Source organism: Paraburkholderia sp. PGU19 (assembly GCF_013426915.1).
In the GTDB taxonomy this organism is placed as follows: Bacteria; Pseudomonadota; Gammaproteobacteria; order Burkholderiales; family Burkholderiaceae; genus Paraburkholderia.
In genome coordinates, this window is the sequence record NZ_AP023180.1 from 1,982,096 (window position 1) to 1,995,215 (window position 13,120).

Below are 13,120 nucleotides of genomic sequence, written 5' to 3' on the forward strand. Positions count from 1 at the left end.
GCATTCGCACGGCGTGTTCGGCCTTCATGCCGCGCGAGCCTCCATCCGCAGGGTCTGCCGTTGGCGTTGGTCGCGTTTGTGGGTCGTTTGCGTCTTTGTCTTTCTGCTCGCTGCTGTGCGTCGCGCTGGCCGGGCGCGTGGGTGCTTCGAGGATTGCGTCCGAGATGAAGGAAGCAACGTGTCGCCGTTTGCGCTTCCTTCGCGGTATGGCTATCGACTGCTCATGTGGCTGCTTAAGCGGCTGCTTTGAGCTTCGGTGCGTTCGGCTGCGACATCAGGAATTCCATCGCAGCGGGCAGGCCGCTCGCCGCGACGGGCACGCCCGCGATCTGGAGGCCCATTTCGACGCCGGCAAGCGTGGCCATCAGCGTGAGGTCGTTGCAGTCGCCAAGATGGCCGATGCGGAACATGCGCCCTTTCATCTTGCCGAGGCCCGTGCCGAGCGACATATCGAAGCGTTCGTAAATGACCTTGCGCACGGCATCGGCATCGATACCTTCGGGCATCATCACGCCCGTCAGCACCGGGCTATACACGGACGGATCGGCGCATTGAATCTCGAGGCCCCATGCGCGCACCGCGCGGCGGCAGGCTTCGGCGAGACGGTCGTGCCGCGCGAACACGTTGTCGAGCCCTTCGCCGAGAATCATGTCGAGCGCCTCGTACAACCCATACAGCAGGTTCGTATTGGGCGTGTACGGCCAGTAGCCGCTCTTGTTCATTTCGATGATTTCGGTCCAGTCCCAGAACGCGCGCGGCAGCTTCGCCTGCTTGCCCGCTTCGATCGCCTTCTGCGACACGGCGTTGAAGCTGATGCCGGGCGGCAGCATCAAGCCCTTCTGCGAACCCGACACGGTGACGTCGACGCCCCATTCGTCATGACGATAATCGGCGCACGCAAGGCCTGAGATCGTATCGACGAGCAGCAGCGCCGGATGGCCCGCTGCATCGATCGCGCGGCGCACGGCCGCGATGTCGGACGTCACGCCCGTCGAGGTTTCGTTATGCACGACGCACACGGCCTTGATCGCGTGCTGCGTGTCCTCGCGCAGCCGCGCCTCGATCATTTGCGGCTGCACGCCGCGCCGCCAGCCTTCGATACCCGGCAAGCCCAGAAACTCCGGCTTCAGACCGAGGTTCTCGGCCATCTTCTTCCACAGCGTGGCGAAGTGGCCCGTCTCGAACATCAGCACGTGATCGCCGGGACTCAGCGTGTTCGACAGCGCGGCTTCCCATGCGCCCGTGCCGGACGCCGGGTAGATCACGACGGGCTGCTGCGTCTTGAAGATCTTCTTGATGCCGTCCAGCACTTTCAGGCCCAGCGCGCCGAATTCCGGGCCGCGATGGTCGATGGTCGGATAGCTCATCGCCCGCAAGATGCGGTCGGGCACCGGGCTCGGACCCGGAATCTGCAAAAAGTGGCGGCCTGCGGGATGAAAGTCGAGTTTCAGCATCGGTCGATCTCCTCGATTGAATTTTGCATGCAAAAAACTATAACAAACGATTCGTGACAATCCCAAGGCGGTGTTTACCCTCGCAGCCAGCTAGAGGGTTGGATGCTTTAAAATCGGTGCAAATCGTGCTTGAGGATTTTTGTATGCAAAATTCGGACATTGATGCAGGCCTGACACCGCCTCCCCTGATGCCGAAGGTCGAACGCCAGCGTTTGCACGACACGGTGGTCGAACACATCCGGCGCTTCATCGTCGAAGGCACGCTGGAGCCGGGCAAGAAACTGAACGAACGCGAACTGTGCGAAACGCTCGGCATTTCGCGCACGCCGTTACGTGAGGCGCTGAAAGTGCTCGCGGCGGAAGGGCTGATCGATATCGAGCCGAATCGCGGCGCGTCGGTGTCGAAGATGTCGGAAGCGGAACTGCGCGAGACGTTCGAGTTGATGAGCGGGCTCGAAGCGTTTTCCGGCGAGCTTGCGGCGGAGCGGATGACAGCCGCCGAACTGACTGAAATCAAGGCGCTGCATTACGCGATGCTCGCGTGCCGTACGCAGAACGATCTGGCCGGTTACTACAGCCGCAATCAGGCGATTCACGACAAGATCAACGAGGCCGCGCGCAACTCGGCGCTGCGTCAGACGTATATCGCAGTGAACCGCCGTTTGCAGGCGCTGCGCTTTCGTTCGAACTTCCAGATTCCGAAGTGGGACAGCGCGATCCACGATCACGACGAGATGCTCAAAGCGCTGGAGGCACGCGACGGCAAGCGTCTAAGCGCGATCTTGCGGCAGCACTTGCTCGACAAGCGCGATGCCGTGTTGCAGGTGCAGTCGCGCGAAGATGCGGCGGCTGCGAAACTGAAGGCCTGAAAGCAAAACGCACGGCTCGATGCCGTGCGTTTTTTCTATTCATTCACCAACGCCTCAAGCAGCGCGCCCCGTGTGATCCTTCTGACGCAGCGATTGCGGCAGGCCATACAGAATGATCAACGCGCAGAGCAAACTCAACGCGCCGATCACATACAGCGCAGGCGTCGTGCTACCCGTCACGTCGCGCACGCGGCCCACCATCACCGGGCTGACGATACCGCCCAACTGACCCAGCGTATTGATCAGCGCGATACCGCCCGCAGCGCCCGCGCCCGTGACGAGCTTCGGCGGCAGCGCCCAGAACGCGGGAATCGAAGCGATCACGCCTGCGCCGAGCACTGCAAGTGCGACGACGAGCATCACCGTCTGCTTGTCGAAGAAGCCCGCAGCAAAGAAACCGACCGCCGCCATCACGAGCAGCCCGCTCACGAACTTGCGGCGCTCGCCCGATGCATCCGACAAACGTCCCACGATCACCATGCAGATCGCGCCGCAGATATAAGGCACGGCCGTCAGCAGACCGATGATGGTCGGGCTTTGCGTACCCGCGACGCGGATCAGATGCGGTGCCCAGAAATTCAGGCCATAAGACGCGATCTGAATCAGGAAGTAGATCAAGCCGAGTGTGAGGAAACCGGGCGTGCGGATCGCGCCGAGCAGCGAGTGGCCCTGCGTGGTCGGCTGCGCTTGCTGCGCGATCTGGCTCGACAGATACGTCTTCTCGGCAGGCGACAGCCAGCCCGCGTCTTCGATACGATCCTTCAGCACCTTGAGCACGAGAATGCCGAGCACGATGCATGGCAGGCCGCCGAGCATGAAGAGCCAATGCCAGCCGCGAATGCCGAACACGCCGTCCATCTGACCGAGCACCAGACCCGAGAGCGGCGCACCGACAAGACCCGAGAACGCCGATGCGAGAAACAGCAGCGACGTCACGCGTCCGCGATAGCTCGCCGGAAACCACAGCGTCAGATAGTAGAGCACGCCGGGCGCGAAGCCCGCTTCCATTGCGCCGATCACGAAACGCAGACCGTAGAACTGCCATTCGTTCTGGACGAACACCATCGCGGCCGTCGCGAGACCCCACGAAATCATGATCCGCGCAATCCATCTGCGCGCGCCGACCTTGTACAGCAGCATGTTGCTGGGCACTTCGAACAGCACGTAGCCGATCACGAACAGACTCGCGCCGAGGCCGTATGCCGTATCCGAAAAGCCGAGGTCGCTTTGCAGCTGGAACTTCGCGAAGCTGATGTTGATACGGTCGAAGAACGCGAACAGATAGCAGATCATGATGAGCGGCATGAGCCGCCATGTGACCTTTTTGATGATGTCGGCCGTGGCCGTTAGTTTGTCGTCACGGCTGCCCGCCGCGACTGCGCCTGGTGTGCTCATGGTTGTCTCCTTGTAGGCCGGATTCGTCGTCCGGTCATCGGTGTTGTTCAGTGGGTGATGTTCAGATGGCGCGCACGTAGTCCGGCACGGGATGCACGTCGCAATTGCGGCCCGCTTTCATCAGTTGGCCTGGCACGTCATGGCCGAGCAAGGCAGGCAGCGTGCGCGACAGCGCGATCAGCTTCGGCAGATCGATGCCTGTCGGAATGCCGATCTCGTCGCACAGGTTGACGAGGTCTTCCGTGCAGATGTTGCCCGACGCGCCCGGCGCAAACGGGCAGCCGCCCAGGCCGCCGAGCGCTGCATCGAAACGGCGTGCGCCCACTTCATACGCGGCCAGCACGTTCGCGAGGCCGAGGCCGCGCGTGTTGTGGAAGTGCAGCGTGAGCGCGTCGGCGGGCACGCGTTGCAGCACGCGCTTGACGAGCCGCGCGACCTGGCGCGGATTCGCCATGCCCGTCGTATCAGCGAGCGTGATGCCGTCGATGCCCATTTCACGGTACGTATCGACAATCGACACCACACGGTCTTCGTCGATCTTGCCTTCGAACGGGCAACCGAACGCCGTCGCCACCGTCGCATTCAGCGACACGGGGAAATGCTTCGCGAGCCGCACGATATCGCCGAATGCGACCAGCGACGCTTCGCAACTCATCCGCATGTTCGCGCGGTTGTGCGTCTGGCTCGCGGACATCACGAGGTTCAGTTCATCCGCATGTGCATTCAGCGCGCGCTCGGCGCCCTTCACGTTCGGCACCAGCGCAACGAAGATCACGCCTGCGCGGCGCTCAATCTGCGTGAACACCGCTTCGCCGTCACGCAACGCGGGGATCGCTTTCGGCGAGACGAACGAGCCGGCCTCGATGCGCGTAAAGCCCGCTGTCGACAGTTGATCGATCAGCGCGATCTTGTCGGTCGTTTCGACCCACGTCGGTTCGATCTGCAAGCCGTCGCGCGGCGCGACTTCCTGCACGATCAGCTTGTCGCATGTTTCGCGTTCGAAGTTCATTGCACAGCTCCTTCGCGGCGCAGCCGCTCGATTTCGCCTTGCTCATAGCCGAGATCAGAGAGCACGCTCGACGTATGCTCGCCGAGCGCCGGACCTTGCCAGTGCACTTCGCCCGGCGTCTCCGACAGTTTCGGCACGATGCCCGGCATCTTCACCGACGCGCCGCCCGGCAAATCGGCCTTCAGCAACATCTCGCGCGCCTGATAATGCGGATCGGCGACAATGTCGGCCACCGAATAGATGCGGCCCGACGGCACTTCGGCGCGTTCGAGCGCGGCCAGCACGTCGTCGATCGATTGATGGGAGGTCCACGCGGTGATCGCGGCATCGAGCATCGCGCTTTGCGCGACGCGGCCGTCGTTGCGAGCGAGCGCGGGATCGTCGGCGAGATCGGCGCGGCCGATCACCTGCATCAGGCGCTTGAAGATCGGATCGCTATTGCCCGCGATCACGACAAAGCCGCCATCTTCCGTGCGATACGTGTTCGACGGCGCGATGCCCGGCAGCGCGCCACCGCTGCGCTCGCGTACATGGCCGAGCAGATCGTATTCGGGCACGAGGCTTTCCATCAGGTTGAAGACGCTTTCGACGAGCGACACGTCCACGACCTGTCCATCGCCCTGCCCCGTCTTCACGCGCAGCAGCGACATCAGCGCGCCGATCACGCCGTGCAGCGACGCGAGCGAATCGCCGAGGCTGACGCCGACGCGAGCGGGCGCGCCCTCGACTTCACCCGTCGTATAGCGGATGCCGCCCATTGCTTCGCCGATCGCGCCGAAGCCCGGACGATCGCGATACGGGCCCGTCTGGCCATAGCCGGAGATGCGGACCATCGTCAGCTTGGGGTTGATCGCGTGCAGCACGTCCCAGCCGAGGCCGAGCTTTTCGAGCGCGCCGGGGCGCAGGTTTTCGATGACGACGTCGGCGTCGGCGGCCAGACGTTTGACGACGTCGGCGCCTTCTTGCGACTTGAGATTTACGCAGATCGACTTCTTGTTGCGCGATTGCAGATACCACCAGAGCGAGGTGCCTTCATGCAGCTTGCGCCATTTGCGCAGCGGGTCGCCCGTTTCGGGTGCTTCGATCTTGATGACTTCGGCGCCGAACTCGGCGAGCAGGCGCGCGGCGAACGGCGCCGCGATCAGCGTGCCGATCTCGACGACGCGAATACCCTGTAACGGACCACTCATGATGCTGTCTCCAATCTTGTTTCAGGTTGGAGACAAGGTTAGAAGGGGCGCCGCCAGAGCGTCCAACCGCATTTCGCCAAGGACCGTTCGCGATCCGCGAACGCTCGGCGCTAAGCCTTGCCGGATAAGGCTTCGACGGAACTCAGATGGTCGAACAGCAGCCGCGCGACGGGCGACAGACGCGCCGAATCGCGCGTCACGATGATGAGGCTGCGCTCCGACCATTCGTCTTCGAGCGCAACCGACACGAGGCCCAGCGGCCGCCCCATGATGCGATACACGTTGACGGGGAGCACGCCGACGCCCATGCCCGCCTGCACCATCCGGCACACGGCGTCGAAGCCCGGCACATGGATGCGCAGCTTCAGCGCCTTGCCCGCCTGGCGCGCGGCCATGTGCGTGCGCGCGTTGATCGAACTGGCCGAATGCAGGCCGACGTGATCGCTGTCGAGCGTCTCTTCGAACGCGACGCTCGTTCGGCCGGCCAGCGGATGGTCGTCGCGCATCACGACGCACAGCCGGTCGTGCCGGTAATGCGTGACTTCGAGACCGCGCGCGTCGGCTTCGCCGGAACAGATGCCGAGGTCGGCGAGACTGTCGGCTACGGCCTCGACCACGCCGCCGCTTGGGCGCTCTTCGAGATCGATCTTCACGCGGTCGTTGACGGCGAGAAAGGCGCGCAGATCTTCGGGCAAGAACTCGACGATCGCGGACAGGTTCGCCATCATCCGCACATAGCCACGCACGCCGCTCGCGTGGCCCGCGAGTTCGATACCGATGTTCTCGATGCCGCGCATCACGCGGCGCGCGTGATGCAGCAGCGTTTCGCCGGCAGGCGTAAGCGTCATGCCGCGCGCGTTGCGCTGAAACAGCGTCGCGCCAACGGCCTGCTCCAGTTCGAGCAGCCGCTTGCTCGCTGCGGAGACGGCGATGGCCTCGCGTTCCGCGGCGCGCGTCAGCGTGCCTTCCTCATAAACGGCGATGAACAGTTGCAGCGTGGTGAGGTCGAGGCGGCGAAGCAGGTTCTTCAGGACCATGGCAGACAATTAGCGCATTGGGTTGCGTGATATTGTGCCGCGAGCTAGCCGCGAACGCTCGAAGTCAATCGAAACACATCGGTGTGATCGGGTCGCTCGCGGGGAAAGTGTCCATCAGCGCTTCGTCCATCAGTTGCTCGTCGTGCGCGTCGCGGACCTCGGCCTCGGCTTTGTAAGCAGATTTGCTATGCTGTTCCATCCTCGGTTCCTCCGGTGCTTCAGGGTTGTCGATGGCTTCAGTATTGGTTTTGAGGCCGCTCCTTCAACCTGCGCACACCGCCGTAACCTGCCAACCACACGTCGTCCGCTGCCGTTTTCCATCACGCGTTGTCTGCGAGGTCACTGAATGCCGAGCGTTGCCATAGCGATCTTTCCGGGCGTCCAGGCGCTGGATGTCGCCGGTCCTCTCGATGTGTTCGCCGAGGCGAATCTGTTCATCGACGGCAAGGACCGCTATGAAGTGGCGCTGCTCGCCGCGGACGGCGAACCGTTGCGCGCGTCGAACGGCATCCGGCTCGTCGCCGATGAAACCTTCGATCAGCAGCGCAGCATGTTCGATCTCGCGTTGATCGCAGGCGGTCCCGCCTTGCCGGAGAGCACGCCCGACGCGCGTCTCACGCACTGGCTCGCGGCCGTCGCGTCGCAATGTGAACGTTACGGCTCGATCTGCACGGGCGCGTTCGCGTTGGGCCATGCTGGCTTGCTCGACGATCGCAACGTCACGACGCACTGGCAGCACGCGCAGCAGCTCGCGGCGCAGTTTCCGAAAGCGCGCGTCGATTTTGACCGCATCTATCTGCGCGACGAACGGCTCGTGACGTCGGCGGGCGTGACGGCGGGCATCGACCTCGCGCTGGCGCTCGTAACCGAAGATCACGGCCCGCAGACGGCGTTGAAGGTCGCGAAACGCCTCGTGGTGTTTTCGCAGCGCCAGGGCGGGCAGTCGCAATTCAGCCCTTACCTCACTGCGCCCGCCGACGAAACGTCGCCTGTTGCGAAGATCCAGGCGCATGTGATGGCGAACATCCGTGACAACTTCACGGTCAGGCAACTCGCCGATGTGGCGGGCATGAGCGCGCGCAATTTCGCGCGCATCTTCGTGCAGGAAACGGGCGTGACGCCGCATGAGTTCGTCGAGCGGGCGCGGATGGACGCGGCGCGCAAGCTGCTCGAAAGCAGCGGCGCGGCGCTCAAGACGATCGCCTACGATTGCGGCTTCGGCACGGCTGACCGCATGCGCATCGTGTTCACGAAGCGCATCGGCGCGACGCCGAAACAGTACCGCGAGCGCTTTCGGCACGAATGAGCGAAGCGCCTGCGCGCGTCGAATGCGCGTGAGAAAATGGTGGGCTGATCGACGGTCTTATTCCACATCCAGCAAATCGGGCACATCGACATGAACGCTACTACTTCCGTTCGCGCCATCGTTACCGGCCATACGCGCGGTCTCGGCGAGGCGCTCGCGCAACGCCTGCTTGCACAAGGCATCGCCGTGCTCGGCATTTCGCGCTCGCGCAACGAAGCGCTCGCGAATCAGGCGGGCTTCGAGCAGATCGCGGTCGATCTGGCGGATGCTGAACACCTGACACAATTTCTCGCTGGCGACACGTTGCGCAACTTTCTGAAAGGCGCACAAACCGTGTTGCTGTTCAACAATGCGGGCACGGTGCAGCCGATCGGCCCTATCGAAGCGCAAGACGTTGCCGCGATTGCGCAAGCCGTGACGCTCAACGTGTCGGCGCCATTGATGCTGGCGAGCGCGTTCGCCACGGCGAGCCCGGATGCGGGCGACCGGCGCATCGTGCATATTTCCAGCGGCGCGGCGCGCCATCCGTATTCGGGCTGGAGTATTTACTGCGCGACGAAGGCCGCGCTCGATCATCATGCGCGCTCCGTCGCGCTCGACCAGAACCGCGCACTGCGCATTTGCAGTGTCGCGCCGGGTGTCGTCGATACGAACATGCAGGCGGAGATTCGCTCGACAGGCCTGGAGAAATTCCCGATGCGCGAGAAGTTCGAAGAACTGAAGCGCAGCGGGAAGCTGGCGACGCCGGAAGAGTCTGCGGGCAAGCTGGTCGATTACGTGTTGAGCGATACGTTTGGGGCAGTGGCGACGGCGGATGTGAGGGAGTTGCCGCAGGGGTGAATGGTAGTGCGACTTGCTTCGCGTCTCGGGCTTTCGATCCGAAGCGGAGCGTTCACGTGACGACGATCAAACTTCAGGATCGCGAGCACGTCAATTCAATCTCCTGAAAACCCTCACCTTTGGGTCGCATTGGAGGATCACCCGTCTCAAGAAGAGCAGGTCGCTGCCTCCCGACTGCAGCCAAAAGCGCGGAATCTCGCGGAAAACCGGGCTTTTTCGGCCCCGTGATCACCACGGAACACGCAAGCGGTGAGTGAAAATCATCTCACTCACCTCACTCCCGAAAACCCTCACCTCAAAGCAATTCGGGCCACGACACGCAATCCCCCGCGCATCGTGGCCCGACTTTCAACCCATCAAGAGAAGCTTAAGCCTCCAGTTGCTCCAGCACCTTCCCCTTCGTCTCGATCCCAAGAAACTTCACGACCAGCGCCGCGCAAAACGGCACAACAGCCAGCAAATAAAACGCCATATCGAGATTCCCACCGACCATCGTCTTCGACACCAGCGTCGGCGCAAAGATCGCCGCAAGCTTCAGCCACGCGCCGCCGACGCCGCACCCAAACGCGCGGATACTCGTCGGATACAACTCAGGCGTGTACACATAAGCCGTGATGAACCCACACGCCAGCCAGCCGAGCGCGAACGCACAGCACGTCGCGACCACATAAACGGAAGCGTCATGGAACACGCCCGCCAGCACCAGCGACAACGCGCACAACATGAATGACCAGTTGATGATCGGCTTACGTCCGACCTTATCGACGAGCATCGCGCACAGCAGCGAACCGAGCACGCCGAGCACGGAAGCGGCAACAGCCAGATTCAGCGCGAGCTGCAACGGCGCGTGATACACCGTGCGATAAATCGTCGGCAGCCACGTCGACAGACCATACTGGATCACGCCACACGTCATCCACAGCATCGCGACCGCCGCCGAGCGCTTCCAGTACGCCTTGCCGAACAGATCGCTCATCTTGCGCTTCGGGTGACGCGCAGCCATCGCTTCGAAACCGGCGGGATCTTCCATCGGCGGCAACGCGGTTTTGGCAGTACGTTCGAACGCGTGCACGGCATCGGCGGCTTCGTTCATGCGGCCACGTTCAGCAAGCCAGCGCGGCGATTCGGGTACCAGCTTGCGCAACACGAAGAACAGAATCAACGGCATGCCGCCGATAAAGTACATCGTCTCCCAGCCGAAGCGCGGCACGATCCACGCGCCCAATGCATTCGAAGCAAGCAGGCCGACCGGGAACACGATCTCGTACAACAGCACGAAGCGCCCGCGCCCATGCGCCCGGCAGATTTCATTGATGTATGTCGCGGCCACGGGCAACTCGCCGCCAAGCCCGATGCCCTGCACGATGCGCAACACGAAGAACACGGCGAACGTCGGCGCGAAGCCGCACGCAATACTCGTCACGCCGATCACGCCCGAACTCAGTGCAATCGCCTTCACGCGGCCATGACGCTCCGCATACCACGGAAACAGAAACGCACCGATCAGCTGACCAACCGAGCTCGCGCCGATCATCAGGCCCACGTCCCACGGCGTCAGATGCCATTTGCCGATCAGGATCGGCAGCGTCGCGGCGATCGCGATGACGTCGAAGCCGTCGAAGAACGTCGCGAGACCGATCAGTATGCGCGCGCGCACCAGCATTGCGTTCGCGGGCAATCGTTCGAGCCGCGCAATGATCGAGCCGCGCGTCGCGGGATGGGAGACACCGGCGCTGCTGTGTGCCTCAAACGTATTGTCGATAGTGCTCATGCGTCGTTTCTCCGCCCCGTACTGTGGTTAGGCAAGCGCTTTGTCGGCGTCGGCCAGAGCCGCGACATCGACCGTGCGCCCCTGGGTCATCCATTTGCGCGCGAGCTTCAGGTCGCGCGGCGTGTTGATCGCGATCACGCCGCGCACGCCCCCGTCCGCGACATGAAAGAGCGTCGCGCGGCGCGCGCTGACATCGCCGCGCACGACGAGTTCGGCATCGGCGGGAATGTCGCCTAGAATCTGCAGGTTCACGTCGTATTGATCCGACCAGAACCACGGAATCTCCGCATACGGTTCGAACTGGCCGAGTGCGGCTTTCGCGGCGACGATCGCCTGGTTCTGCGCATTCGCCCACGATTCGAGCCGCACGCGCCGCTTCAACCACGCGCTCGGATGATTCGCGACATCGCCGCAAGCGAAGATGCGCGGGTCGTTCGTCATGCCGTGTTCGTCGACGACGATGCCGTCGTTCACAGGCAAACCCGCCGCTTCGGCAATCGATGTATGCGGTGTGAGCCCGATGCCCGCCACGGCGAAATCGGCATCGATGCATGTGCCGTCCGCGAGCGTCGCGCGCACTTTGCTTGCGTCTTCAGGATGCGTATCGAGCGAAGTCAATGCAGCTGACAAACGCACATCGACGCCATTCGAGCGATGCAGATCGAGCAGGAAGTCCGACGCGAAAGGCGGCACCGAACGCGCACACAGACGCGGCGCTCCTTCTACCACCGTCGCCGCCACACCGAGCTTGCGCGCGGTCGCCGCGACTTCGAGACCGATCCAGCCGCCGCCGATCACGAGCACATGCTTGCTCGCGCGCAAACGCTCGCCGAGCGCGGACGCTTCGTCCAACGTGCGCAGATACGCGATGTGATCCGTCTTCACCAACGATGCTGGCAACTTGCGCGCCGCGCCGCCCGTTGCGATCACGAGCCGGTCGTACTGCACTTCGCGGCCCGATTGCGTGCGCACGACGCGTTGCGCGCGGTCGATCTGCGTCGCAACGTCCGGTTGCCAGGCTTCGACATTGAGCGAAGCGAAATCGTCGCTTGCGAAGAGGCGCACCGTGTCGATATTGGCATCACCCGACAGCACCGCTTTCGACAACGGCGGCCGCTCGTACGGCAGATGGATTTCATCCGCGATCATCACGAGACGGCCTTCGAAGCCCGTCTTGCGCAGCGTCTTCACGACCCAGCCCGCAGCCTGGCCGCCGCCGATCACGACGATCGTTTGCGGTGCGTCCGCGTTGCTGGCAACGTTTGAAATGGCAGCGTCAGTCATGTTTGCGCTCCGTCATGAACTTGCCTTCCGGCGCCTTCGCGTCCTTCTGACGGCGTGTGTTGCCGTCGATGCCGCCGTCGATCGCCCATTCGGCGAACACGGTCGGACCCGGTTCAAAATCGCGCGGCTGCCATTCAGGTGTGAGTTGATCTTCGTCGGCGTAGTACTCGATCAGGCCGCCCGCCGGATTCTGGAAGTACCAGAAGTACGCGGACGAAACGGGGTGACGTCCCGGCCCGAGTTGCGTGTCCCAGCCGCAACGGCTGACGTGCATGCCGCCGCCGAATACTTCGTGTATGTCGCGCACGGTAAACGCGACGTGATTCAGCCCGCGCTTGCCTGTCGGCAGTTGCAGCAAAAAGATGTCGTGATGGCCGCCGTGCGGCGCGCAGCGCATGAACGCGCCACGGCCTGGATATCGGTCCGACATTTCGAATCCGAGTCGTTCCTGATAGAACTTCTCCTGCTCCGCGAGGCAGTTCGTGAAGAACACGACGTGGCCCACTTCGACGGGTTCCGCGCGCTCGTAGATGGGACTCGGGGTATCGACGCGCAGCGTCTGGCCCCACACGTTCGACGGCGAACCGTGCACGTCGACGGCACGCTTGCGCGTCACTTCGATGCGGATCGCCATCCCGTTCGGATCAATGCAGCCGACGGCGCCGTCGTTCGAGTAATAGCCCTGCGCGCCTTTCAGGCTCACGCGGTATGTATCGAGATCGGAAGGCGTCGCGACACCCCACGTCACTTCACGCAGCGTCGGACCTTCTTCGAATGCGGGCGGCAGCGACGGATCGTTCGCCAGCATCGCGAGCACCGTGCAGCCGTTCAACGTTTCGAAGCGCGCGCGCGTTTCGTCGTGCGCGGTTTCCTTCATGCCCCAGTCGGCGAAAAAGCGCCGACAGGTATCCAGATCCGTCACGCCGTACGTGATCTGTTCAATGCCGAGAATGCTCATGTTGCGT

General features: G+C 63.1%; 12 protein-coding genes. 3 read left to right on the top strand and 9 right to left on the bottom strand.

Annotation, left to right across the window (positions count from 1 at the left end; translation table 11 throughout):
- Nucleotides 1-233 precede the first annotated feature (233 nt).
- Complete coding sequence (locus H1204_RS26495; RefSeq protein WP_180731471.1) at nt 234-1,454, bottom strand: aminotransferase class V-fold PLP-dependent enzyme; 1,221 nt, start codon at nt 1,452-1,454, stop codon at nt 234-236.
- 143 nt (nt 1,455-1,597) lie between these two features.
- Between H1204_RS26495 and H1204_RS26500 the strand changes: the two genes are divergently transcribed.
- Complete coding sequence (locus H1204_RS26500) at nt 1,598-2,323, top strand: GntR family transcriptional regulator (RefSeq protein WP_180731472.1); 726 nt, start codon at nt 1,598-1,600, stop codon at nt 2,321-2,323.
- A gap of 54 nt (nt 2,324-2,377) precedes the next feature.
- Here H1204_RS26500 and H1204_RS26505 read toward each other — a convergent pair whose 3' ends face one another.
- From H1204_RS26505 to H1204_RS52690, 5 genes are all read right to left on the bottom strand, one after another.
- The gene (locus H1204_RS26505) at nt 2,378-3,718 is read right to left on the bottom strand and encodes an MFS transporter (RefSeq protein WP_180731473.1); all 1,341 of its coding nucleotides are present in this window, start codon (nt 3,716-3,718) and stop codon (nt 2,378-2,380) included.
- A 61-nt stretch (nt 3,719-3,779) separates the two neighbouring features.
- Nucleotides 3,780-4,727 carry a hydroxymethylglutaryl-CoA lyase gene (locus H1204_RS26510; RefSeq protein ID WP_180731474.1) on the bottom strand — a complete coding sequence of 316 codons (948 nt, stop codon included), beginning with the start codon at nt 4,725-4,727 and terminating at the stop codon, nt 3,780-3,782.
- Nucleotides 4,724-5,917 carry a CaiB/BaiF CoA-transferase family protein gene (locus H1204_RS26515; protein ID WP_180731475.1) on the bottom strand — a complete coding sequence of 398 codons (1,194 nt, stop codon included), beginning with the start codon at nt 5,915-5,917 and terminating at the stop codon, nt 4,724-4,726. Before H1204_RS26515 ends, H1204_RS26510 begins: the two co-directional genes overlap by 4 nt.
- Before the next feature lie 110 nt (nt 5,918-6,027).
- On the bottom strand, nt 6,028-6,954 hold the full coding sequence (locus H1204_RS26520; protein WP_180733318.1) for a LysR family transcriptional regulator: 927 nt from the start codon (nt 6,952-6,954) through the stop codon (nt 6,028-6,030).
- A 64-nt stretch (nt 6,955-7,018) separates the two neighbouring features.
- Complete coding sequence (locus H1204_RS52690) at nt 7,019-7,153, bottom strand: hypothetical protein (protein ID WP_274608216.1); 135 nt, start codon at nt 7,151-7,153, stop codon at nt 7,019-7,021.
- Nucleotides 7,154-7,300: 147 nt separating this feature from the next.
- Here H1204_RS52690 and H1204_RS26525 point away from each other — a divergent pair, with 147 nt between their 5' ends.
- Nucleotides 7,301-8,260 (top strand): GlxA family transcriptional regulator, encoded by a 960-nt coding sequence (locus H1204_RS26525; protein WP_180731476.1) that lies wholly within the window; start codon nt 7,301-7,303, stop codon nt 8,258-8,260.
- Between the two features lie 90 nt (nt 8,261-8,350).
- Nucleotides 8,351-9,100, top strand: coding sequence for an SDR family oxidoreductase (locus tag H1204_RS26530; protein ID WP_180731477.1), 750 nt, complete (start codon nt 8,351-8,353; stop codon nt 9,098-9,100).
- Nucleotides 9,101-9,467: 367 nt separating this feature from the next.
- On the opposite strand, the gene H1204_RS26535 is transcribed toward H1204_RS26530, so the two are convergent.
- The 3 genes from H1204_RS26535 to H1204_RS26545 are packed head-to-tail and all read right to left on the bottom strand — an operon-like array spanning nt 9,468 to nt 13,113.
- Complete coding sequence (locus H1204_RS26535) at nt 9,468-10,871, bottom strand: MFS transporter (protein ID WP_180731478.1); 1,404 nt, start codon at nt 10,869-10,871, stop codon at nt 9,468-9,470.
- A gap of 27 nt (nt 10,872-10,898) precedes the next feature.
- Nucleotides 10,899-12,155 (bottom strand): FAD-dependent oxidoreductase, encoded by a 1,257-nt coding sequence (locus H1204_RS26540; RefSeq protein ID WP_180731479.1) that lies wholly within the window; start codon nt 12,153-12,155, stop codon nt 10,899-10,901.
- Nucleotides 12,148-13,113 carry a VOC family protein gene (locus H1204_RS26545; RefSeq protein ID WP_180731480.1) on the bottom strand — a complete coding sequence of 322 codons (966 nt, stop codon included), beginning with the start codon at nt 13,111-13,113 and terminating at the stop codon, nt 12,148-12,150. Before H1204_RS26545 ends, H1204_RS26540 begins: the two co-directional genes overlap by 8 nt.
- Nucleotides 13,114-13,120: the final 7 nt, after the last annotated feature.

Excerpts from the sequence above, each read along its gene's own strand:
- H1204_RS26495 (WP_180731471.1), bottom strand. The coding sequence starts at position 1,454 with ATGCTGAAACTCGACTTTCATCCCGCAGGCCGCCACTTTTTGCAGATT.
- H1204_RS26500 (WP_180731472.1), top strand. The coding sequence starts at position 1,598 with ATGCAAAATTCGGACATTGATGCAGGCCTGACACCGCCTCCCCTGATG.
- H1204_RS26505 (WP_180731473.1), bottom strand. The coding sequence starts at position 3,718 with ATGAGCACACCAGGCGCAGTCGCGGCGGGCAGCCGTGACGACAAACTA.
- H1204_RS26510 (WP_180731474.1), bottom strand. The coding sequence starts at position 4,727 with ATGAACTTCGAACGCGAAACATGCGACAAGCTGATCGTGCAGGAAGTC.
- H1204_RS26515 (WP_180731475.1), bottom strand. The coding sequence starts at position 5,917 with ATGAGTGGTCCGTTACAGGGTATTCGCGTCGTCGAGATCGGCACGCTG.
- H1204_RS26520 (WP_180733318.1), bottom strand. The coding sequence starts at position 6,954 with ATGGTCCTGAAGAACCTGCTTCGCCGCCTCGACCTCACCACGCTGCAA.
- H1204_RS52690 (WP_274608216.1), bottom strand. The coding sequence starts at position 7,153 with ATGGAACAGCATAGCAAATCTGCTTACAAAGCCGAGGCCGAGGTCCGC.
- H1204_RS26525 (WP_180731476.1), top strand. The coding sequence starts at position 7,301 with ATGCCGAGCGTTGCCATAGCGATCTTTCCGGGCGTCCAGGCGCTGGAT.
- H1204_RS26530 (WP_180731477.1), top strand. The coding sequence starts at position 8,351 with ATGAACGCTACTACTTCCGTTCGCGCCATCGTTACCGGCCATACGCGC.
- H1204_RS26535 (WP_180731478.1), bottom strand. The coding sequence starts at position 10,871 with ATGAGCACTATCGACAATACGTTTGAGGCACACAGCAGCGCCGGTGTC.
- H1204_RS26540 (WP_180731479.1), bottom strand. The coding sequence starts at position 12,155 with ATGACTGACGCTGCCATTTCAAACGTTGCCAGCAACGCGGACGCACCG.
- H1204_RS26545 (WP_180731480.1), bottom strand. The coding sequence starts at position 13,113 with ATGAGCATTCTCGGCATTGAACAGATCACGTACGGCGTGACGGATCTG.